The following is a 21,506-nucleotide window of genomic DNA, read 5'->3' as shown; positions in this document are numbered from 1 at the left end:
TTCCGGTCTGATTGTCGAACAAGATGCCGAATCCTGCTTCATCGGTTGTGCGCAATGCGTGTCGCTCGAATCTAGGCGGCTCGGTCTTTAGTAGCCGGCAGCAAGCAATAGCCGTGAAGCAGACCGTAGCTGTGCAGGTAATCGCTACGATTCGCCACCATGTTTGATTCGACATTCAAGCCCCTGCGTTAGCGCATGAAAAAACCGCCCGAGGTAATCCCCGGGGCGGTTTTCAGTTTAGTCGTCTCGCTACACGGTGTCTTTGATCGGCACCGCGAATTCGACGTAAAAGGTTTCTGGTTGCCCCGCTTTGGGCGGGCTTGTCAGTTCGCGGATTGCCATGCCGAGGTTTACTAGCCGATTGTCGCGTTGCTCTACCAGCACGGTACCGCATCCACGGCATTGCTCGCCTCGAAGGCTTAGCGTTTCAGGGCTTACCTCGATCGCCGCTCGGCATTTCATGCAGACCACGCGAACGGTTATTAGTTCATTCAGCCGGACGCGAAACAGATGCTCTACCATATCAGCCTCCTTTGGGGGTTTGTCGCATTCTATTCGCTGTTTGCGACTGGCGACTACCGTCAGTTTCCGTTCACAGCCTCGAACAACTCGGCAAACCGCCAAGTGTGATCGGACAGCCCCGCAGCCATCGCGGCGGTCGGTCGCCGTTTTCCGGTCGTTCCCGGCTTCCGTGTGCGCCAGCAGAAGTTGTAATAAGCGACGTACATCGCCACGGCTGCCGCGAGGCCGTCCAACTTCTTGCTAAAGCACAGCGTTAGGCGGTTGAATCGCTTCAAGAACAATCGAGTGGTCGCGTTGAACCGCTCGATGTGCGAAGTGCATATACTCGCCTCCGATCCGCCGTCGATGCCGAATACCCCTCGGCGCTCGGTGCCGACCATTTCGCTCGGCGTGTAGTGCATGTTCGCGTTGCGGTACTCTTTGACGATCGTCCCGAACTTCACATACGGGCCGAAAGCCAAATCGACCGCCTCGGGATAGGCCGCGAATCCGTCGGTGCTCAATTGCGTGACCGCTCGAAACCCTTCCGGCTTAAACGCATGCGCATCGCTCGCGTGTGGGTTGTCGTGCGGAACCAAGCGGCTCGCTAGATCCACCATGAATCGCCGTGCCATGTCGGCCGATCGCTTACCTAGCGCAAACGTCGGCACGAGCTTCGTGTCTTGGTCGACGCCGATCCAGAGGTACATATCGCCGATGTTGCCGCGCTCGGCCCGCTCGTCGGTCGTGAGCCGTGATTGCTTCTTGCCGACGAACGTCCATTGCTCGTCGACTTCGATATGCCGCAGCGATAAATTCCGCATGCGATCATCGAGGAACTCGCGGCATTTCGCACCGAACCGCACGGCGAGCCGGCAGATCGTATCGCGATGGATGCCGGTAATGCGCTCGGCGGCGCGGATGCTCGAACCTTCGACCAGGAGATTGAGAACGGCTAGCTGCCGCTCACGTTTCAGGACGTTAGCCATATACGGAAACCCTTTGTTGAAAGGGCGGCTAACGATGCTAGAATGCTGTTGTCGAGGGCATTCTGGCGCTAGCCGCCGGACTTGTTCTTTCCCCGCCGCGGCCCTGCAAGGCTTCGACGGGGTTTTTCTTATGTGAGTTATTGTAATTACATTAAGTATCGAGTCAATCGGGAATCGGCTTGATTTAAAAGATTTATGTAATTACAATTTCAGCATGAAAAAGCAAATCGGCAGACCGCCCCTGCCGGCCGGAGAGGCTAAAGGGCGAGTATTTCAAATTCGATTGACCGATGCCGACCGCGAGGAATACCAGAACGCAGCGGATGCGGCTGACGTGCCGCTCGCGGAGTGGATGCGCGACCGATTGAGTCGGGCCGCGAGGCGGGAATCTAAGCCGGATTAGGGCGAGCGGAAAGCAGGGGAATCGAACCCAACGGCAGAATGCCGTGTCCTAAGGCGGTTTATAAGACCGCTGCGCCACCAAGACGCGGGCCGCAATCCGAAAATAGGAATTGCGCGGCCGTGCAGTCTGTTTGGTGGTTTGGCAGAATGGTCACCAGCAACAGGACGCTGATACCAAGGAGAGGTTCGTGACTAATCCAGCCGATGCATTGCAGAAAATACGTGACGAGATAACGAGAACCCATCGTGTATGGGATGAAGTGGATTCGTCGTGTGATCGAGCGGCTGCCGTATTGGCAACGGCCGATCTCGATGACGAGTTGCGATGCTTACTAGAGGCCAAGATCGGCGTAGCCTCAGGCGACTCATCCGAGGCGATCTTCGCTAGGGCGCTTCAATCAATGGGCACGAAAATCATTTTTGCCGAGGCTCTAGGGCTAATTGGCTCGGCCACAGCCAAGGATTTGCGAGTCATCGGTGAAATCCGAAACAAATTCGCACACCGCGTCGACCTTGGCGACCCAGCCAAAAAAATCGAATTCACTTCCCCTGTGATCGACGCTCTGTGCCGGAAACTCAAGATCGTCGATGCCGTCATAAGTGGTCGCAAGTGGAGTACGAAGCCAACGGATGCGAGAGGGCTCTTCTTACGCAGTATCGACGAGCTTATTTTCCTGGTTCGGTTGAGTCGCTGGGCAATCAAGCCGCAAGAACCGCTCGACTTGCCGCATCTGATCTAGTCCTGAAACTGATCCAGCCACGGCATGACATGACAGGCCACGGCGTAGGCCGCGATCTTGCTTTCCTCGGGCATTTCACTCCACGCGGCCCGCATTGCTGGCGGTAGCAAGCCGAACCAGTGATCGCGAGTTGGATACTCCGTTTGGCGAATCTCTCGTAGTACGTCTTCGCGATCCCCGCGAATGTCGCCAGCAATCTGCAATACGTTGGCAGTCATAGATCAGCCCTCCGAGGTAGTTAGGAGCAGCACTCTATGCCGCTCGCTCATCTCGAAAGCCGAACCCTCGCCACTTCTCCGGCCTCTTACCCTCACTCACCTACATGCCGCTTCACTGCGAAATTTTCGCAACTCTTGCCTGCGGCTCGTCTTTCCGCGCGCTATCATCAGGCGCAACCGCACGCGGCAGGAATCAAATTAGGACACTACCGCACGTTCCACGTGCCGTAGCCACGTGCGTCGTTCGGCAAAAGAGCCGTGCGGCGTTTCGCGAAGTTCGGTGTGGCGGACGGCACGTGGAACGTGCCTGCTACTTAGAAGGCCGTCGAACTGATAGAATCGAGCGAATGTCGCAGCCCTACGAAGAACCGATCGACGCCGAAGACCCGACGCAGGAAGCGGTTTGGAGCGTCGGGGAATTGACGCTGCACTTGAAGGACCTGCTCGAGACGAGCTTTCCGGCCGTTTGGGTTTCGGGAGAGATCTCGAACTTCTCGCGGCCGTCGTCGGGCCATTGCTACTTCACCCTGAAAGACGAGCAGGCGCAGATTCGGGCGGTGATGTGGCGCGGGACGGCGACCCGACTCAAATTCGATCTCCACGACGGACTCGAAGTCGTCTGCTTCGGCGGGGTCGATGTCTATGCTCCGCGCGGCTCGTATCAACTAGTCGTCTCGAAGCTCGAGCCGAAGGGAATCGGGGCGCTGGAGCTGGCGCTGAGGAAGCTGAAAGAAAAGCTCGCGGCCGAAGGGTTGTTCGACCACGAACGGAAGCGACCTTTGCCGACGTTCCCGCGGCGGATCGCTTTCGTGACGAGTCCGACGGGAGCCGCGGTGCGCGACTTTCTCGAAGTCTTGCGGCGACGCTGGAACGGTGCCGATGTGATCGTCGTGCCGACGCGTGTGCAAGGAGAAGGGGCCGCGGCGGAAATCGCGGCGGCGATCGCGAAGGTGAATCGGTTGCCGCTCGGGGTCGATGTGCTGGTCGTCGGTCGCGGAGGAGGAAGCCTCGAAGATCTCTGGTGCTTCAACGAAGAAGCGGTCGTTCGCGCCGTGGCCGGTTCGCGCATTCCGGTCGTCTCGGCGGTCGGGCACGAGATCGACGTGACGCTCGGCGCTCTCGCGGCCGATGTACGCGCGCTGACGCCGAGCGAAGCGGCCGAGCTGGTCGTTCCCTCGCAACAAGCGATTCAAGCCGCGGTCGATGAACGGCAGCGGCGGCTCGTCGCAGCGCTCCGAAACAAAGCGGTCGCCGCACGACAACGACTCACGCAGCTCAGTCAGCGCCGCGTCTTTCGCGCGCCGACGGAATGGATTCGAGATCGGGCACAACGGCTCGATGAGCTCGGACTCCGTTCGGGTCGCGCGATGAAACACCGACTCCAGATCCAACGAGGCAAGCTCGATGGTTGGGCAGGGAAGCTCGAATCGTTGAGCCCGTTGGGCGTGTTGGCGCGCGGCTATAGCGTGACGCAGCGCGCCGCTGACGGGACGCTGGTGCGCGACGCGGCGCAGCTGCAACCGGGAGAGTTGATTCGCACGCGGCTCGCCGACGGAGAATTGCTGAGCCGCGTGGAGCAGGTTGAGACTTGACGAACGATGGAGATGCCGCGAAACCGCAAGCGAATCACGATGCGGCGCGGCTGAACCGGCTTGCATTTACTGACCACTGACCACCGACCACTGCTCTCCCCATGTCTCAACGCCAAACACTGAGTTACTTATCGAAACGCTTGGCCGAGGTCGGCATTAAGCCGAAGTCGAAGCATGGGCAAAACTTTCTTATCGATCTGAATCTGCTCGGTATCATCGCCGCGACCGCGAAGCTGGAGCCGACCGATGTCGTGCTGGAAGTCGGCACGGGAACCGGCGGACTCACGGCGCTCGTCGCTCCGCAGGTGGCCGAAGTGGTCACCGTGGAAGTCGATCCGCAGATGCATCAATTGGCGAGCGAGGAGTTGATCGATTGCGAGAACGTGACGCTGCATCTCGGCGATGCGCTGGAGAGCAAGCACCGTGTCGATGAAGACGTGCTCGACTTATTGCGGGCGAAGCTCGCGGTCGACCCGCGCCGCCGGCTGAAGCTGGTGGCGAACTTGCCGTACAACATCGCGACACCGCTGATCTCGAATCTGTTGGCCGGTTCGCTCGTGCCGGCGACGATGACCGTGACGATTCAAAAAGAACTCGCCGAACGGATCTGCGCCGCCCCTTCGACGAAAGACTACGGCGCACTGAGCGTGTGGGTGCAAAGCCAGTGCACCGCCGAGGTCGTGCGCACCATGGCGCCGAGCGTGTTTTGGCCGCAGCCGAAAGTCGATTCGGCGATCTTGCAGATCACGCTCGACGAAGCGCGACGGGCGAAGATCTTCGACCTCGCATACTTCCATCGCTTCTCGCGCACGCTCTTCATGCACCGACGCAAATTCCTGCGCTCGTCGCTGGTCGCCTCGTTTAAGGAGTCGCTCTCGAAGCCCGAGGTCGACGAGGTGCTGCGCGAACTGGGCTTCGGCGAAACGAGCCGCGCTGAAGAGTTGACGGTCGAACAAATCCTGCGGCTTGCCGAAGCGTTTCAGCGGGCGCAAGCCAAGCACGGGTCGACCGGGCAAATCGGCGAACCCGCAAGCGATGGCTCGGACGGCGACGCGAGCACGGACGGCGATGACGACTAAGCGACGACTTGCTTAGTCTCGTTTACGGCACGAACGGGAACAGCTTCTTGCGCAGCGCCGGTGTGAGCGGAGCGGCGTATTCGCTGATCTCGTACGGCTCGATCCATTCGATCTTCTTGCTGCGCTCGGCACCGTAAGCGGCGACCACTTCGCTACGATAGCGTTCGAGTTGCGGTCGGAGTCGGGCCACGTATTTGTCGCGCAGCCAATGGCGTCGACCTGCTTCGCCGAGCGGGACTTCCGCTAATTCGTTTTGGTTGTACGGCAGCCACTCGAACATCTGCGAACGATGGCAAGCGAGCATCTCGACGATCTTCTCGAAGCACCGCGTCACGTCGACGATGACATCGGCCTGCAACGGATACGGCTTCGTGAACCGGTCCGGGACGAATGCCACGACCGGATCTTTGCGCACGATCGGAACGTCGGGAACGATGTTCGGAACGGTGACCATATACGAAGCGTCGCGCACGACGTCGCCGACGGCTCGATGATCGGGATGGTAATCGTTGTTGCGATGCGTCAGAACGAGATCGGGCTGGAAGCTGCGGATCTCGGCGATGAGACGGAAGCGAACTTCGAGCGTCGGCTGCAAGCGGCCGTCCGGAAAGTCCCAGACTTCGCTCGTCGCGCCGATGACTTTGGCAGCGGCCGCGGCTTCGAGTCGGCGACGCGCCGTGAGCGCGGGACCGGTTTGTTCGTGATGGCCCGAGTCGCCGTTGGTGACGGTCACGATTTTCACGTCGTGTCCGAGCGAGCGGTACAACGTCATCAGGCCGCCGCTATGAAACTCGGCGTCATCGGGATGCGCTACGACGACTAAGAGACGGAGAGGAGCATCAGGCATGGAAGGGCTCGTGCTGCGGACGGAAAGAAAACGGCTCGAGGCAGCGACCTTAGGACGTGGCTCGAACGACGGTTCGGAAAGAAAATCGGCGTTCTTGGAATCGCGACGTCATTGTAATCGACAAAACCGCGAAGCGAAGGCACTGCCGGCGCGGGATTACGATGATTAGGATGAAGTAGGCTCGCGCAGCCCGTAAGCAAAGAACGGCTGGAGTTGCCGCTCCGGAATCTTATGCCGACGATCGATCCCTGACCCTCATTCCTTGAGCTTCCCATGCGATTCATTGAATTGTCCGGCAAAGTGTTGTTGGAGATGTCCGGCATCGACGCGCTGAACGTCGGCGAACTGCGGCAACTCGGCATGACCGAGACCAGCGTCGTGCGCATCAACCAGCAGGGGGATATCGAGTTACGACGTAGCGATCGGTGGGACGTCATCGGCGGCTTGCTCGGAGACTATGAGCACCGGCTTCGCGAAGCGACCGGCATGGATTGGGCTTGAGAAAGCCGGAGAAATCCCTATTGAGTAAACGGCACGACGTAGACTTCACGACTTAGAAGCCGCGAAAAGTTCGCCGTAGAAGGAATTCTTGGGCCGTATTGCGTCTCTTTCCAGGCGCTTTAGAATGAAAGTCACGTCGATTCATCCGTTCCGAAGTTTCAACCGTTTTGAGGGGTGTCGCTTGTTGACCGAACAAGAAGTTGGCCGAAGCTGGAATCGACTGTTCGCAGGAGGCGTGGAGGTTACTTCGGAAACATTCGAAAAAGCGGAAGCACTCTTGGAAGAGTTGCGTACCGAGAGCCCGCTCTATCATCGCCTCGCCGGCGAGCTCGAAGAGATCAAGCGGCTCAAGAGCGGCACCGCGGTTAAGGCGAAGCCCAAGAAGAAGACGCCGGCGAAGCTGAAGTCGTAAGCAGCCTCGCATGTGGACTTCTCGACCTCGAGCTTAATCGAACGTCGTAGATCTTAGCACAACGAAAACACGGACGGCTCGGAACCGAAGTTCCGAGCCGTCCGTTTCTTTTAATCGCGGTTCACGAGCACTGCGGCTTAGCGGTTGATCACCACGCCGATGTTGATACCGTTCATGAACAAGCCGTCCTTGTTCTGATCTGCTCGGATGCCGAGGCCGGGCAGCGTATAGCTCACCATCTTGCTGGCCCGAGCGATGCCGTCGGCATACAAGGCGGTGTAGCCGAGTTGCAGGTAGACCTTACGGAAGACTTGGTACTTCAAGTTGAACCGGATTTCCCCGGCAGGCGTGAAGACCGTTTGGTTGATCGCCGAGTTGAACGTGTTCGGAATTTGCATGTTGATGACTTCGTCGCGGAACGGGACCGTGTTCGCGGGGTTTGTACCCGGCACCACGGTGTTGTTGTACGATCCGAACGAACCGGATTGATGCACGTTCTGGAAGTTGGCGGCGGCGAAGAAGCGAGTCTCGATGCTGACCTGCCACCGATCGGTTTGACGGAACCAGCGACTTCCGATTTGTCCGCCGAAGATATGGTTGGCCGCGTTCGTGCTGAATCGCGTATCGCCGAGCGGATTCAAATAGTAGCGTGGGTTGCTGTTATCGACGGTCCCTTCGACGTTGAAGGTGTCGTCGACATCCAGATAGCGAGCACCGGCGTACAACTCCCAAATCCCGCCGCGTGGGCTCGGGTCGAGCCGCCACAATCGCATCGCTTCCGCTCCAAAGACCTGCGTCCGGTTTTCGACATGGATGGAAGTGAAGACGGTCGGCAGCGTCGTAGCGTCGTCATAGTCGACGGGGATTTGCAGCGTGCCCGGGTTTTCACGATCGGGGATGCCATCCAGCGGAGGGTTGAAGTTCTGGCCGGCTTGCGTGCCGCGGTCACGACCGTTACGTCCGTACACGGTGTCACCGTCAAGATCGTCGTCGTAACCGTCGCCGAGAAATGCCGTGTTCGTGAGCGCTCCGGCCGTCGGGGTGGTGTTCGGCCCTGCGATATCGACGAAGCCGATCGGCTGATTGGCGAAGTTGATGGAAACATTCGTCGTATCCGAGGTCTGAGTTTGGGTTCCCAAGTTGAACGAGCTGACCATCCAACCGCGATTGTCGTTGATGCGCCCGAATTCAAAGCGCCCCCCGCTCGTGAAATCGGATTGAAAGATTCCGGTATCCATCGAGTTGGTTTGGCGGATCGGGCTGATTAGCGCAGCGGCAGTATAGCCGCCGGCCGTCGGGCCTAAGACGGCACTATCTGGGCCAACCACCGCAGGGTTGGATGGGGTTTGTCCATTCTGCAGTACTTGGGTGGTAAACGAGGTCACCAAAATCGTAAACGAAATGGTCGTCGTCGGAGGGATCGTAGGAAGCACGGTCGTAACGGGAACCGTGGTCGTGATGAACGTGGTCTGGGTGATCGTTACGAGCGGCGCCGTGCCGGTTTGCGCCGTCCGGCCCTGTTGACCGTAAACGTTTTGAACCGGGATGTTCGGGTTGCCGAGCGGCACCTTGTGCGGCGCGCTGACGGTCCAGTTCAAATACTCCACGCTCCCCCACCAGCCTTCCGGCGCTCGCACGCCCTGACCGTAGGAACTGAAGTCCGGCTGTTCGAAGAGTTGCAGGTCTTCGACATACGGGACGAATTCCGGTTCGGATACGGAGTTGGCGATGCCTTGGGCAGTCGCCGTCTGGGAGACGGCGAGCAGAATGCCGAAGGCAAGCGTGATCCGGCGGAAGAGATGTTGGATAGACATCTTAAAGGTCACCTGGGCTTGGACGTGTCAGTTTTCATGGGGGAGGCTCTCCACAATGGAAAGCCCGTGCTGATGCCCGTGCGGAATGTATCGGCCGTATTGCTTGTGATGGTTTAGTAAGAACGGTAAAACTTTCCGCGTATAACGAATCGTTCGGTCGTAACGGCTGTAACGAAGGCAGGCCGGGAAGGCTAGGTAGTGGCCGGCAATGCTTTTGGGGCGTTAAATTCGGTTTAGGTACCGATCGCGACCGGCCGAACCTCCGCCGAACCGGCGATTGCCCATCGCCAATTAAGCCGACGCAGCCCTTACTTTAGGCTCGAAACCCCTCGCCTATGAGCCGCAACGTCGCTCGCCGTCGCTTTCTCCTTGCTGCGGCAGCATGCACGCTGAGTAGCCATGCATCGCGTTCCCAAAGGGCGATCGAGCCCGCTCCGCCGGCATAATCGCTCTCGAATTTCTCCGGACCTTTTCTCATGCCTAAAGTCTTATTGCCGATCGGGGATGCTACCGAGACGCTCGATACCTTCTATCCCGTCTTTCGACTTCCGGAAGATGGCTACGAGTGCGTGGTCGCAGGGCCCGAGGCGCGCTGGTATCACACCGTCATGCACGAGATCCCGCCCGATGCTGCGATTCCCTGGGACATCACGCGCGAAAGTCCCGCGTACCATATTCAAGCAACGGTCGCTTTTCGCGACGTGAACCCCGAAGAATACGCAGGCCTGTTCCTCTCCGGCGGGCGCGCCCCGGAATACCTGCGCTACGATCCGGACCTGCTGCGCATTACGCGGCATTTCTTCGAAGCCGGCAAGCCGGTCGCGAGCGTTTGCCACGGCATCGAGATCCTCACGGCCGCCGGAGTGCTGAAAGGGCGTCGCGTGACGACCGTGGCGAAGTGCAAGCTCGACGCCGATCAGGGGGGCGGAATTTACGTCAACGAGCCGTGCGTCGTCGATGGAAACCTCGTCAGCGGCCGGACATGGCACGACAACACCCCGCTGCTCCGGACGTTTATCCGCATGCTCAAGGTCATGCAAGGATAGTCCGAACTCGGGCCGCGGACTAGAATGGCTGAGCGGATGTGGTTCGCGGTCGGGCGAAGTCATTGCTACCGACGAACAACCGCTCGTTTCGCTCTCAGCTAAAGAGGTCGTGATATGGTTCGACGCCTGATCGCATCGAGAATCGCACGAACCGGTGTAACGATCTCCTGTGCGCTGCTCATCGCCACGCTCGCCGTCGCGGCCGATGCTCCGACGAAGACCGAGCCGACCTCGAAGACGCCGACAACCACGAAAGAATCTGGCGCTAAAGAAGCAGCGAAGCCCGCAGAGAAGCCCGCGGCCAAGAAGAAAGACGAGCCGCAATTTCTCCGGGTCTTGCGCGACGCCAAGGATGTGCCGACTTCGCTCGATACGGCCGTCGTCCGCTATACGGCGACCGAAGGGAAATACGCCGGCGCGACGGTCGATCTGATCGGAGCGGTGCATGTCGGCGATAAGTCTTACTACCGCAAGCTCAACAAGCTCTTCGCCGGCTACGACTCGTTGCTCTATGAATTGCTCGCGCCGAAAGGGACGCGCATTCCTAAAGGGGGCAAAGGGGGCAGCGCTCATCCGGTCGGCATGATGCAGCAAGGGATGACCGATGTTCTCGGCCTTGCTTACCAATTGGAAGAGGTCGACTACACGAAGAAGAACTTCGTCCATGCCGATATGTCGCCCGACGAATTCTCCGACAAGATGGAGGAGCGCGGCGAAAGTTGGATGTCGATGATGTTTAAGATGATGGGCCAAGGGATCGCAATGCAAGCAGACAACGCCGGCAAAGGAGGCGGCAGCCCGGAGATGGAAATGCTGTTCGCCATCTTCGACGACAACCGCGAGTTGAAGCTGAAGCGCGCCTTGGCGAAGCAGTTCGAGAACATGGAAACGATGATGTCGGCCTTCGAAGGAGAAGAAGGCTCGACGATCATCACCGAGCGAAACATCGCGGCCTTCAAGGTCTTGGCCGAGGAGTTGAACGACGGCAAGAAGAAGATCGGCGTCTTCTACGGTGCCGGACACCTCGCCGACATGGACGAGCGGCTCATCAAGGAGTTCGGCCTGAAGCGCGAGTCGACCGAATGGCTCACCGCTTGGCAGATGAGCGATCCGGTGAAGAAGCCCGCCAAGCCCGCCAAGCCGAAGCCGGCCAAGAAGCAAGCCGCCGAGTAAAGCGCCGCGCATTAAAGTAGCAGGCACGTTCCACGTGCCGTCCGCCACACGCGTCGCTAAAGCAGAGTGCAGCATCGCGACGCACGCAGCCTCCGTTCACACGCAGCTCCGTTCAATAGCCCCGGATGCATATGCGGGGCCGCACCGCAACGATCGTTCCTTATCAACTGTGGCGGACGGCACGTGGAACGTGCCTGCTACTTAAACAAAGCACGGCCGTAATCGCGCTTGCTTGCGACTTGAAAAACATTCGTGCGTCGTCGCCCGAGCGGGCTTGGGCTTCTTGTCAAACGATTCTCTGCGCAGAGCATTCCGCCCGAACCGGCTTGCTTCGCGGGAAGCAAAGACTGGCTCGCACGACGACGCACCGGACGACGCCCACAGCAGCGAAGCGCTCTTTGCGATGTTGCAACCTCGCAGAGAACGTCGTGCAAGTTTTGATCCGCGTTGGTTGTCGTCGTGCGTCTCGCCTGAACGCACGACGACCGAGGATCGCGATATGTGATCGCTCACGCACCGCAGGCCGGAAAGAGACATCGAACGATTTGCTTTCTCGTTCGATCGACCATCGTCGCAAGGGACCGAGCTTAGCGCTCGATTCCTTCCAGCCCCGGCGGCGACAAGCGGCGCGGCCGAAGCTAAAAATTCCCCATCGCGATTCGTCGTCGCCGATTATGGCAACGCGTCGAAACCTACCGGAGGTCGGAGTCGTGTCTCCTCACAAGGCTCAACATCGCACGACGCGCGGCGAACTTCAACGCGAAGAATTGGGCCAAAGTAGCAGGCACGTTCCACGTGCCGTCCGCCACACAGGACTTCACACAACCACAGCGGCTTCGTTAGAGAACGACGCATGAGGTTACGGCACGCGGAGCGTGCCTACAACGTTGCAGGCACGCTCCGCGTGCCGTTGCCTTGAGCGATAAAGAACGATCGTTGCGGTGCGACCCCGGATATGCATCCGGGGCTATTGAACGGAGTTGCGTGTGAACGGAGCTGCGTACGTCGCGATGCTGCGCTCAGCTCGAACGACGCACGTGGCTACGGCACGTGGCACGTGCCTGCTACTTTTCGTCCGCTCAGTCGTGGCGGTTGCCGAAGAGGCCGGTGGCGTACCAGATGCCGTTCTCCCCCTTCTTGATGTCGTAACCGAACTGCGGTTGATCCGAGCGAACCGCACCCCAGTGGCCCGGCGACTGGCGCCAGCAATCGACGCAATCGATCGCCGCATCGACGAGGTTCTCGCCCGGCCAACTTTCCGCGACCACTTCTTGCGCCCGCAATCCGCCGCCGAGCAGTTTGCTGATTCGTTGGAAGCGGGAACCCCAGTTGTGGTGCCCTTGGTTGTGCAGACGAGCCTGAAAGAAAGAATGCTCGCGCGCCTCGGAGAAGAGCGACAGATTCGGACGCCCGCGCGTGCTGGCCGGCTTCTCGGGATGGACACGGACGGCGAAGATCATCGTCCGTTGCGTGAGCGTGCCGGCCGGCAAATCGAACAGCACCCGCACGTAGTCGGGCGTGAAGCGATAATACTTTCCGTTATCGAACGGCAAGATGCTGACGACGTAGCCGTGAATGTCTTCGTGCTCGTGCATGTAATCGATCATCGCTAGGCCCGGCCGACGGTTGAGATCGTCGAAGGCCTCGAAATTCATCAACGGCCCGAGCTTCCCGCCGACGCTCACTTCGTAACCGAGCGGCACTTTCACCAGCACGTAGTCGCTGCGCAGCTTCGACACGACCTCGGCATTGTGCAGCGCTTCGTTCTCGAAGCGGAGTTGATTGGCCGAAGGCTCGTTCTCGTAGAAGTAGACCAGCATGAATTTCCGGCTGACCTCGGCCTGCTTCATCGCGGCTCCGTAGTCGGTCAGCCAATGCAACTCGGAGTTGCCGCTGGATTGCTTCGCAGCTTTGTCGGCTTGAACGTCGTCGGCTCGAGCCTGATCGCTTTGAGCAACATTGCCGAGGCAACCGGCGAGCAGGGCGAAGGCGAGCGTGAGCGACGAAGCTGAGTTCAGGCGGTTCATAGTTCTTTTCTCCAGGTGCTACTCCGGCGGCACCGAGCCCAAAGCCCGAATGCGACCCCATGGCTGTAACGAACCGGTCCGGATTGCGCTCTCTGGGAGAGTCGAAACCGTCGGACGCGTCCGAAAATTCCCCTCGGCTTGACAATGCAACCATGCAGCCGGGCCGTGAGGCGCGGCTGACGATCGTGTTGTCGAAAACGAAGGTTTCAGGTCGAATACGGCCTGAAAACGGCCGAAGGCCCGCAAATGCGTGCGGGATTGTTTCGACCAAGGCAAACCCAAACGATGAGGCTCAGCGAGCGCCATCCTTGGTGCCTGCGCAGAATACCGCGACTTTTCCTAGCAGCACGACTTTAACGACTTTGCCGGTGAAGTCTAGGTGCTAGAATGCCTCGGCCCTGGATTCAAATCCAAACGGTTCAAAATAGCGCGAATAGGCCGGCAAAGCGGCCCTTTGGCTAAGCTGGGTCGGTGGATCAAGAGTAGGTTTAAGCAAGACAGGTTAACTCCGCCGCAAGGCGACTTTAATAGGAGTCGTTTCGATGCCCCTCATTCAGTGTTCATCTCGCAAGGCCCGACTGTTCGGGATTGCGGCGATCCTTGTTACGGTCGCCGTCGCCCAGGCGCAAGTCCCGAAGCCGACTCCTTCGGCGACGAAGCCGACAGCTATACCGTCGGCAACACCTTCCGCAATTCCTTCGGCCACGCAACGGTTTCAACCGCTGGTATCGAAACCCGCGGCGACTCCTTCTGCTACTCCGGCAGCATCGAAGCCCGTAGTGTCGAAGCCGGTGGAAGTGCAGCCGGTGGTCGTGCAGCCGAAGCCGTCGGCCACTCCTTCCGCCACACAGCCGTTGGTCTCGAAGCCGGTAGCGACTCCTTCCGCGACCAAGCCTGCCGTCGTAGCCACTCCTTCGGCTACGCCATCGGCCACGAAGCCGGCCGTCGTCGCGACTCCCTCCGCGACACCATCGGCAACGAAGCCGGTAGTGGTTGCGACTCCCACGGCAACTCCGTCGGCAACCAAGCCCGCGGTCGTGGCGGTTCCCTCGGCCACCCCTTCGGCAACGAAGCCGATGACGACGTCGACCGTCGTCGCCGTGCCCGCAGCAACTCCGACGGCGACCCCTTCCGCGACCGCGAAGCCGGCGGCTACGACGACCGCCGTGAAGGTGCAACCCGAACCAACCGCGAAGCCTGCCACGAACATGAAGCCTGCAACGAACCCGGAGCCGGCCGTCGTCACCAAAGCTCCGCCGAGCGCATGGGGCAAGAAGGTGCTCAGCGCGAAAGAAAAGTTCGTTCCCGTCGCGCAGCCGAGCGTCGTCGCCGCTAAGGCCGACCTAACGCAAGCGGTCGGTCGCTTGAACGCTTACTTCGCGCAGATGGGGACGTATGGTCCGCAATGGAAAGACTATCTCCGTTGGAAGGTGCTCGAGGCCGAGTTGGCGAAAAGCTCGGGCTACGATGTCGCCGCCTTGGCGAAAGTGCAACGTCGTTTCAGCGGCGGCTTCGTCGGCTTGGAAGAGCCGGAGTTCGCCGCGGTCGGCTCGGCGTTGGCGACGTTCGTAAGCCGCGCCGAAGCGGTTCAGAACGCTAATCTGCAAGCCGACTACGCCACGCACCTCGAATCTTTGGCTGCGGCGCTCGACCAAGTCGGCACCGGTCGCCCGACGGCCGAGCAAGCGGCTTTAATCTCCGGCGACATCGCCTGGCTCGAACGCAACGGCCAATCGTCCCCGGCGTTCAGCGACCTGAAGAACACGTATTCGCAACCGAACTTGCTGATCGAGGTTTCCGAAGCGTTCTTGGTCGACTCCATCGGCCAGCCGATCGACGAAACGGAGCCTGTCCGCGACTGCATCCTCGGCACTTCGATCTCGGGCACCGGCCGCACGGTCGGCTCGCTCGGCGTCGATCTGGTCGAGAACCCGAAGCAAGCGCAATTCACCACGATCTTAGACGCGGTGAACAGCTCGCGCACCGTCGGGAGCAATCGTTCGGCCTTGATCTACAGCAACGGCACCACGCAATTGCACGGCGACACGACGCTGTTCCTCGACGAACGAGGTCTCTTGAGCGGACCGATCCACGTCGACGCGCGCGTCAACAGCCGGATCACCGGCATCGGTTCGACGAAGCGCGGCATCATCGGCAAGCTCGTCATCAAGATCGCCGGCAAGAAGGCTCCGGAGCAGCAAGGACAAGCGCAAGCTATCGCTTCGCAACACGCCCGTCAGCGCTTGCTCAACCGGATGCGGACGCAAGTCGCGCAGCTCACGGCCGACGCGAACGCCGAACTCGACAAGCGCCTCCGCAAGCCGCTCGAGCGCTTCGGTCAATATCCGGAACGCTTGGAGTATTCGTCGACGAACGAAGCGCTCTTGATTCGGGCCTTGGAAACCGCGCCGGGCCGGCTCGGTGCTCCGACCGCCCCTCCTCAACCGGCCGTCGGATCGCTCGTCAGCTTGCGGCTTCATCAATCCGTGGTTTCGAATTCGGCGCAAGGTGCGCTGGCCGGACGCAAGTTCGATCAGCAGCGGATGCAATTGCTCGCCGAGGGAATCTTGGGAAGCGTGCCCGATCGGATGAAGCCCCCGGCGGATGAAGAACCGTTCTCGATCACGTTCGCCGATGCCGATCCGGTGAGTCTCTCCTTTAAGGACGGCCTCGTGAGCTTTACGGTTCGCGGCAAGGCGTTCACGTCGGGCGACAAAGCTTACGACGGCATGAACATCACGGGCCACTACAAGCTCGAAGGAACCGGCCACGGATTGAAGGCGACTCGTCAAGGGGAGTTCGAGATCTATCAGCCGGGCTTCAAGCGCGGCAGCGGCGAAAAGCTCGCCCTGCGTCAAACGGTGCTCAAGAACATCTTGCAGAAGAAGTTCACCCAGTTGTTCCCGGCGGAAGTCTTGCGTGAGGGCTCGAAGTTCGAGGGAGAACTCGCCAAGCTCGGCACGTTCTACGTTTCGCAAGTGAAGGCCGACGGCGATTGGCTCGTCTTGGGCTTGCAACGTGACGCGAAGAGCGGCAAGATCGTAAGCCTGCCGCGCGGCACGCCGCTCGCGGTCGTCGGCGAATAACGACCCGGCGAGTCGCCTGAAGTAAGAGAGTCATGGACCGACCGATAATGGATCGCTACGTCGAGATCACGTTCGACTGTCTGCCGTTGCGCTCGATCGGTCGGCTGGATATTCCGCTCGACGCTTCGCCCAAATTTCGGGCGAAGTGCGAGCGGATCAAAGCGGCTATCGAACGCCACGGCTCTTTGAACACGTTCTATCTGCACAACGCGATCTGCATCTATCGGCTGACGAACGAACCGAGCGACGGCATGCTCGAGTTCGAATTCGAAGGGACCGTGATGACCGACGAGGTCGACCGCAAGACCGTGGCCGCGCATCTCGACGTGCGGCTCAAGCGTGAAACCTGCGAATGGCTCACCGAGCCGGTCGTCGCTTGGTTTCAAGACACGGTTCGTCGGGCCGTGAAGATCGAGTTCGACCGCTACATCGCCGCCGGCGACCTCTCGCGCACCGAAGAGCGCTTCGCCAAGGTGCAGGCCGAGATCGAAAAAAGCGGCGGCTTCCTCGGCATGGGCCTGTAGTGCTCCGAATTCGGCCGCTCGATACGCTTCTAGCGGGCTACGCATGCCCCGTCTCTGCCGGCAGCGCTTCTGCCGGCAACGGGCCGTTCGGCCTCTAACGATTGCGGTGAGCTTAACCGCTCTCAACTATTGTAGCGATCGTGTCGATGACAACGCTTAGCGAAAGAACTGCGCCGATGCGCGCCTACGGCTCCGGTCGGAAGTGCGCGCTCGTCGCCAGGCAAAGTATGCCCGACGCCGCTCCGTTCGATCGCTGTCGCATAGTCCTTGCGCCGCAGACCTGGAAGTGCCGCTTATGCTCACGATTCGAAAAATCGGCCGCCGATTTCCGACGCTTACGGCGGCGGTATTCTTCGCGGTTTGTTTCGGATGGTCGGCGGCGGCCGATGCGCAGTACGTCGTCACGTCAGCCACCGACAACGGCTTGGGGAACACTGCAGGCACGCTCAGCAATGCGATTTTGCAAGCCAACGCCACCGGGGGCACGATCACCTTTAATTTGCTTCCCGCTGCGAACAATACGGTGACCTTGACCGGTTCGATGTACGGCATCACGGCCAACGTGGGAGCGATCACGATCGACGGCGGCGGGGTCACGATCGACGGCCAAGGGCAGTACCAAGCGTTCGTGGTCAATTCCTCCATCAATATCGTGAACTTCAAGAACTTGACGATCAACCGAGGCTTGGCGCAAGGCGGAGCCGGCGGCAACGGCAACGGCGGCGGCGGCGGCGGTCTCGGCGGCGGCGGTGCAATCTACGTCGATCAACAAGCTACGGCGGGGATCGGCATTCAGAACGTCAACTTCACGAATAACGTTGCAGCCGGTGGTGCAGGAGGGAGCGCCAACGGGACCGCCAACGGCGGCGCCGGCGGCAATTTCAATCAAAACAACACCAACGCTTCCGCAACGCACAACACTTCGCCTGCCGGAACCGGAGGGGGCGCCGGTGCGATCAGTACGGGCAACGGTACGGCCGGCGGATACGGCGGCGGCGGCGGCGGCGGAAGCACCGGCGCAAATACCGTGGCTACCGGTAACGGCGGCGGCAGCGGTGGGCTTTCCAATCATGGCGGCAACGGCGGCAACGGCCTCGGCGGCGCGCTGTTCATCGGCAACGGGAGCACGGTGACGATTCAAGGGGGCACCGTATTCGCAGCCAACAATACGGCGACCGGAGGTGCCGCGGGAGCAGGAACGACCACGGCCAATAACGGCACGGCAGGGCCCGGGCTCGGCGGCGCTATTTACATCGGCACGTTCAACCCGAACCCGATCAATCTCTCGACGGCGGTCTTCGATACTTCCGGAGCGGACATCTCGGTCTTAGGAGATATCTACTCCAACGGCAATGTTCGCGTCGAAGGTGGAAATGCCGTGGTGAATTTTCTCGGCACGACGTTTATGAGCACGGCCGGCACCACGACCGTGACCAACGGCACGCTTAACGGCACGACCGCCAGCATCGTCGGCACGGTCATTAACAACTCGCATGTCAGCTTCACGCAGACGGGCCTCGGTGCTTTCAACGGTGCGCTGAGCGGCTCGGGCGACGTTACCCTCTTAGGAAGCGGTACGGTCGTTTACACTTCGGGGAGCACGTTTACCTATACGGGGGATACGAACGTCAACAACGGCACGTTGGTCCTCGACACGACGATCGCGAGCACGGACATCAATGTCGGACCCAGCGGCACGTTGATCATCGGCAATGCGGTTCCGGTGAATCTCGATATCACCGGCATTTTCGATCCCTTCGCGAACGGCATCGGTACGACGACCGTGGCGAATAACGTCACGTTCCGGCCCGGCTCCCAAACGTTTATCACCATCAACAGCACCGGCAATACGCAGGGCGTCAACAACGATGTGATCAACACCAACAACACCAACATCCTCGGCGGCACGGTCAAGGTGCAGACTTCCGGCGGAGTCTACAATCCGGGAACGCAGTATATTTTCTTGAATAGCGTCATGCCGATCACCACGATGGGTTTCACGGGCGCCACGACGGACTCGGCGTTCTTAGGCGCCGATCTCTTTTATCTCACGAACTCCGTGGGATTCACCCTCACGCGCAACGCGACCACTTATGAAAGCGCCGCCGTCACGGCCAATCAGCAACAAGTCGCCGCTTATCTCGATGCCAACAGCGCCAACGCGATGGGAGATTTCGGCACGGTGCTCAACAACCTCAATACGCTCTCTACGAGCGGCGCGCAAACCGCGTTCGATCAGATGAGCGGCGCGATCTACGGCACCGCCGGACGCATGGGGATTCAGCAGACGTCGTTGATGTACCTGATGCTCCGCCGCGGAGCGCGCGGCAACGAAGAAATCGGCACCGAAGAAGTGCATGCCGACGGTCGGATCGCCGGCGAAGGTTCCGCCGGCGACGAATCGATTCAACTCGTCAACTTCACCGACGATCAACGGCCGAAACTCGTGCCGGTGTTGCGCGTGCGGAAACAACGCCGCCATATTTGGAACGCTTGGTCGACCTCGTACGGCACGCTCACCAACGACATCGGCAACGGGGTCAATGCCGCGGCCGGAAGGTTCGGCTCGTTCGGCACGTTGACGTCGGCCTATCGCTATCTCGACGACGGCTTGAAGGTCGGCGTGTTCGGTGCTTACAACCACTTGAACTTACGCCTGACGGCACCTCTGCAATCCGCCAACTCCGACGACTATCAGCTCGGCTCGTACCTTCGCGGCGACGACGGCACTTCCTATTTTCTCGCCGCCAGTTCGATCGGTTACGACAACTATCAATCGCACCGTAATATCTCGTTCGCCCAGATCAATCGGCAAGCCGTCGGCGACTACGACGGAATGCAAACGACCGGCTATTTCGAAATCGGCCGCAAGCAGCAGATGTGGCCGTTCGATCTCGAACCGTTCGTCGCACTGCAATACACGTATCTACGCCAAAACAGCTTCGTCGAAAGCGGGGCGGATTCGATCAACCTCGCCATCCCGGGAATCGATTCCAACTCGCTCCGCAGCTTGCTCGGTTCGCGGGCCGCGATCGATATTATCACGCTCGCCGGCGCTCCGTTGAAAGGAGAGTTTCTGTTCGCTTGGATGCATGAGAACCTTGGCGCCAACACGCAGATCCGGTCGACGTTCGCCGGAGTCGGCGGAGCCACGTTTGCGACCGACGGCGTGAACTTCGGCCGCAACTGGACCGTGCTCGGTGCCGGTCTGACGTGGGCTCCGAGCGAGAACACGGCGTTGGCCGCCAACTACGACGCCTTGCTCAACCCGGAGACGACGTTCCATCTCGTTTCGGGCAGCTTCCAATATCGCTGGTAATCGAATCCACTTTCCGAGCCGCGCAAAATCTAGCATTGCGCGCCGTGGATGGTTAGGCTTCTCCTGCAGCCGTAACAGCCCACGCCCCTCGGGAGTCGACCCATGATTCGGAAGTGTTTATCCACATTCGCAGCAGCCTGCGCGCTGCTGCTCTCCCTCGGTTCGTCGGCGCAGGCTCAGACGCCGGCTTCGGTTCCGGCTCCGACACCGGTTCGTGTCGGTCTCTTAGGCGTCGACAACTACCAAGCGCTCGAGTACGCGCAGTTTTATAACAGCCCGAAAGCCGAAGGAGACCTCGCCGGCCTCCGCGTCACGGCCGTGTATCCGGTGACCAGCGCGGCGTATCCCAACAGCGAAAAGCTCACCGCGCAATGGATGCAATCCTTCGCCCGCTTGGGCTCGACCGAGAAGAACGGCTTGAAAGACTATCATCCGGTCGAAGTCGTCGACTCGATCGAGGCGCTGCTGGCGAAGTGCGACGCCGTGATCATGATGGGGCTCGACGGGCGCGTGCATCTGCAACACGCGACGCCGGTCTTGAAGGCGCGCAAGCCGCTCGTCATCGGCCGGCCGTTGGCGACGACGTCGGCCGATGCCGCCGCGATCTTGCAATTGGCCGCGGAGACGAAGACCCCGTGTTTCAGCTGCTCGCAGCATCGCTTCAGCGAAGGCTTCATCGGCATGCGCGATCATCCGGAAGTGGGGAAGGTCCTCGGCTGCGACGTCTACGGCGGCTACGACTTGAAGGCCGTCGAGGCCGACTTATCGACCCGCTCGTTGCATAGCTTGGAGACCATCTACACGATCATGGGCCCGGGAGTCGAAAGCGTGTCGTGCGTTTCCACTCCGTATTCCGAGTCGTATACGCTCGTCTGGAGCGATGGGCGCGTCGGGACATATCGCGGCATCAAGCAAGGGGCGATCAAATGGAGTGCGACCGTCTTCGGCGATAAAGGGGTCTCTACCTCGGGCATCTACGGCCACGGCGTGCCGGTGAAGGGGGTCGTTCCCACGAACGATAAATACACCGGCTACGAAGGTCTGGCCCGCGCGATGGCGAAGTTCTTCAAAGGAGGACCGAACCCGATTCCTGCGAGCGAAACGCTGGAAATGTTCGCCGTGTTCGACGCAGCCGAGTTGAGCAAACAACAGGGCGGGGCGGTCATCAAGACCAGCAGCGTGGTGAAGGCGCTCAAGTAGTCGGCGCACGTCACGGATCGCGACAACGAGCGAGGC

At 60.1% G+C, this 21,506-nt stretch carries 18 protein-coding genes; 11 read left to right on the top strand and 7 right to left on the bottom strand.

Annotated elements, in window-relative coordinates; all coding sequences use genetic code 11:
- Nucleotides 1-249: 249 nt before the first annotated feature.
- The gene (locus K8U03_05705) at nucleotides 250-522 is read right to left on the bottom strand and encodes a hypothetical protein (GenBank protein ID MCE9604385.1); all 273 of its coding nucleotides are present in this window, start codon (nucleotides 520-522) and stop codon (nucleotides 250-252) included.
- 59 nt (nucleotides 523-581) lie between these two features.
- A complete protein-coding gene (locus K8U03_05700) occupies nucleotides 582-1,490 on the bottom strand; it encodes a hypothetical protein (protein ID MCE9604384.1) in 909 nt (302 codons plus the stop codon).
- A gap of 590 nt (nucleotides 1,491-2,080) precedes the next feature.
- On the opposite strand from K8U03_05700, the gene K8U03_05695 reads away from it, so the two are divergent.
- Nucleotides 2,081-2,632 carry a hypothetical protein gene (locus tag K8U03_05695; protein ID MCE9604383.1) on the top strand — a complete coding sequence of 184 codons (552 nt, stop codon included), beginning with the start codon at nucleotides 2,081-2,083 and terminating at the stop codon, nucleotides 2,630-2,632.
- Here the strand turns inward: K8U03_05695 and K8U03_05690 are convergent.
- A complete protein-coding gene (locus tag K8U03_05690; protein MCE9604382.1) occupies nucleotides 2,629-2,850 on the bottom strand; it encodes a hypothetical protein in 222 nt (73 codons plus the stop codon). The two genes, K8U03_05695 and K8U03_05690, sit on opposite strands and share 4 nt — an antisense overlap.
- Before the next feature lie 347 nt (nucleotides 2,851-3,197).
- Here K8U03_05690 and xseA point away from each other — a divergent pair, with 347 nt between their 5' ends.
- A complete protein-coding gene (gene xseA / locus K8U03_05685; GenBank protein ID MCE9604381.1) occupies nucleotides 3,198-4,442 on the top strand; it encodes an exodeoxyribonuclease VII large subunit in 1,245 nt (414 codons plus the stop codon).
- Nucleotides 4,443-4,543: 101 nt separating this feature from the next.
- Entirely contained in the window at nucleotides 4,544-5,521 is a 978-nt protein-coding gene (gene rsmA / locus K8U03_05680; protein MCE9604380.1) for a 16S rRNA (adenine(1518)-N(6)/adenine(1519)-N(6))-dimethyltransferase RsmA, read from the top strand.
- Between the two features lie 22 nt (nucleotides 5,522-5,543).
- Here the strand turns inward: rsmA and K8U03_05675 are convergent, their stop codons facing one another.
- The gene (locus K8U03_05675) at nucleotides 5,544-6,368 is read right to left on the bottom strand and encodes a PIG-L family deacetylase (protein ID MCE9604379.1); all 825 of its coding nucleotides are present in this window, start codon (nucleotides 6,366-6,368) and stop codon (nucleotides 5,544-5,546) included.
- Nucleotides 6,369-6,641: 273 nt separating this feature from the next.
- Between K8U03_05675 and K8U03_05670 the strand changes: the two genes are divergently transcribed.
- A complete protein-coding gene (locus K8U03_05670) occupies nucleotides 6,642-6,869 on the top strand; it encodes a hypothetical protein (protein ID MCE9604378.1) in 228 nt (75 codons plus the stop codon).
- Nucleotides 6,870-7,050: 181 nt separating this feature from the next.
- Nucleotides 7,051-7,281: a hypothetical protein gene (locus tag K8U03_05665; GenBank protein ID MCE9604377.1), complete on the top strand. Its 231-nt coding sequence runs from the start codon at nucleotides 7,051-7,053 to the stop codon at nucleotides 7,279-7,281.
- 137 nt (nucleotides 7,282-7,418) lie between these two features.
- Here the strand turns inward: K8U03_05665 and K8U03_05660 are convergent, their stop codons facing one another.
- Complete coding sequence (locus tag K8U03_05660; GenBank protein ID MCE9604376.1) at nucleotides 7,419-9,095, bottom strand: BBP7 family outer membrane beta-barrel protein; 1,677 nt, start codon at nucleotides 9,093-9,095, stop codon at nucleotides 7,419-7,421.
- A 476-nt stretch (nucleotides 9,096-9,571) separates the two neighbouring features.
- On the opposite strand from K8U03_05660, the gene K8U03_05655 reads away from it, so the two are divergent.
- Together K8U03_05655 and K8U03_05650 are read left to right on the top strand one after the other, a co-directional pair.
- On the top strand, nucleotides 9,572-10,141 hold the full coding sequence (locus tag K8U03_05655; protein ID MCE9604375.1) for a DJ-1/PfpI family protein: 570 nt from the start codon (nucleotides 9,572-9,574) through the stop codon (nucleotides 10,139-10,141).
- 114 nt (nucleotides 10,142-10,255) lie between these two features.
- Nucleotides 10,256-11,314 carry a TraB/GumN family protein gene (locus K8U03_05650; GenBank protein MCE9604374.1) on the top strand — a complete coding sequence of 353 codons (1,059 nt, stop codon included), beginning with the start codon at nucleotides 10,256-10,258 and terminating at the stop codon, nucleotides 11,312-11,314.
- Nucleotides 11,315-12,393: 1,079 nt separating this feature from the next.
- On the opposite strand, the gene K8U03_05645 is transcribed toward K8U03_05650, so the two are convergent.
- Both K8U03_05645 and K8U03_05640 read right to left on the bottom strand, forming a co-directional pair.
- Nucleotides 12,394-13,341 carry a hypothetical protein gene (locus K8U03_05645; GenBank protein MCE9604373.1) on the bottom strand — a complete coding sequence of 316 codons (948 nt, stop codon included), beginning with the start codon at nucleotides 13,339-13,341 and terminating at the stop codon, nucleotides 12,394-12,396.
- A 715-nt stretch (nucleotides 13,342-14,056) separates the two neighbouring features.
- On the bottom strand, nucleotides 14,057-14,545 hold the full coding sequence (locus K8U03_05640; GenBank protein MCE9604372.1) for a hypothetical protein: 489 nt from the start codon (nucleotides 14,543-14,545) through the stop codon (nucleotides 14,057-14,059).
- Between the two features lie 4 nt (nucleotides 14,546-14,549).
- On the opposite strand from K8U03_05640, the gene K8U03_05635 reads away from it, so the two are divergent.
- From K8U03_05635 to K8U03_05620, 4 genes are all read left to right on the top strand, one after another.
- Complete coding sequence (locus K8U03_05635) at nucleotides 14,550-16,427, top strand: hypothetical protein (GenBank protein ID MCE9604371.1); 1,878 nt, start codon at nucleotides 14,550-14,552, stop codon at nucleotides 16,425-16,427.
- A gap of 47 nt (nucleotides 16,428-16,474) precedes the next feature.
- Entirely contained in the window at nucleotides 16,475-16,951 is a 477-nt protein-coding gene (locus K8U03_05630; GenBank protein ID MCE9604370.1) for a hypothetical protein, read from the top strand.
- A gap of 295 nt (nucleotides 16,952-17,246) precedes the next feature.
- Entirely contained in the window at nucleotides 17,247-20,270 is a 3,024-nt protein-coding gene (locus tag K8U03_05625) for an autotransporter domain-containing protein (protein ID MCE9604369.1), read from the top strand.
- A gap of 102 nt (nucleotides 20,271-20,372) precedes the next feature.
- The gene (locus tag K8U03_05620) at nucleotides 20,373-21,470 is read left to right on the top strand and encodes a Gfo/Idh/MocA family oxidoreductase (protein MCE9604368.1); all 1,098 of its coding nucleotides are present in this window, start codon (nucleotides 20,373-20,375) and stop codon (nucleotides 21,468-21,470) included.
- Nucleotides 21,471-21,506 lie beyond the last annotated feature (36 nt).

Source organism: Planctomycetia bacterium, assembly GCA_021413845.1.
Taxonomy (GTDB): Bacteria; Planctomycetota; Planctomycetia; order Pirellulales; family PNKZ01; genus PNKZ01.
The sequence above is the reverse complement of the archived record's forward strand: the minus strand, read 5'-3'. Positions and strand labels throughout refer to the sequence as shown.

Coding starts and splice junctions, on each gene's coding strand:
- K8U03_05670 (MCE9604378.1), top strand. CDS start 6,642: ATGCGATTCATTGAATTGTCCGGCAAAGTGTTGTTGGAGATGTCCGGC.
- K8U03_05700 (MCE9604384.1), bottom strand. CDS start 1,490: ATGGCTAACGTCCTGAAACGTGAGCGGCAGCTAGCCGTTCTCAATCTC.
- K8U03_05660 (MCE9604376.1), bottom strand. CDS start 9,095: ATGTCTATCCAACATCTCTTCCGCCGGATCACGCTTGCCTTCGGCATT.
- K8U03_05635 (MCE9604371.1), top strand. CDS start 14,550: ATGAAGCCTGCAACGAACCCGGAGCCGGCCGTCGTCACCAAAGCTCCG.
- rsmA (MCE9604380.1), top strand. CDS start 4,544: ATGTCTCAACGCCAAACACTGAGTTACTTATCGAAACGCTTGGCCGAG.
- xseA (MCE9604381.1), top strand. CDS start 3,198: ATGTCGCAGCCCTACGAAGAACCGATCGACGCCGAAGACCCGACGCAG.
- K8U03_05645 (MCE9604373.1), bottom strand. CDS start 13,341: ATGAACCGCCTGAACTCAGCTTCGTCGCTCACGCTCGCCTTCGCCCTG.
- K8U03_05620 (MCE9604368.1), top strand. CDS start 20,373: ATGATTCGGAAGTGTTTATCCACATTCGCAGCAGCCTGCGCGCTGCTG.
- K8U03_05625 (MCE9604369.1), top strand. CDS start 17,247: ATGCTCACGATTCGAAAAATCGGCCGCCGATTTCCGACGCTTACGGCG.
- K8U03_05690 (MCE9604382.1), bottom strand. CDS start 2,850: ATGACTGCCAACGTATTGCAGATTGCTGGCGACATTCGCGGGGATCGC.
- K8U03_05630 (MCE9604370.1), top strand. CDS start 16,475: ATGGATCGCTACGTCGAGATCACGTTCGACTGTCTGCCGTTGCGCTCG.
- K8U03_05655 (MCE9604375.1), top strand. CDS start 9,572: ATGCCTAAAGTCTTATTGCCGATCGGGGATGCTACCGAGACGCTCGAT.
- K8U03_05705 (MCE9604385.1), bottom strand. CDS start 522: ATGGTAGAGCATCTGTTTCGCGTCCGGCTGAATGAACTAATAACCGTT.
- K8U03_05650 (MCE9604374.1), top strand. CDS start 10,256: ATGGTTCGACGCCTGATCGCATCGAGAATCGCACGAACCGGTGTAACG.
- K8U03_05675 (MCE9604379.1), bottom strand. CDS start 6,368: ATGCCTGATGCTCCTCTCCGTCTCTTAGTCGTCGTAGCGCATCCCGAT.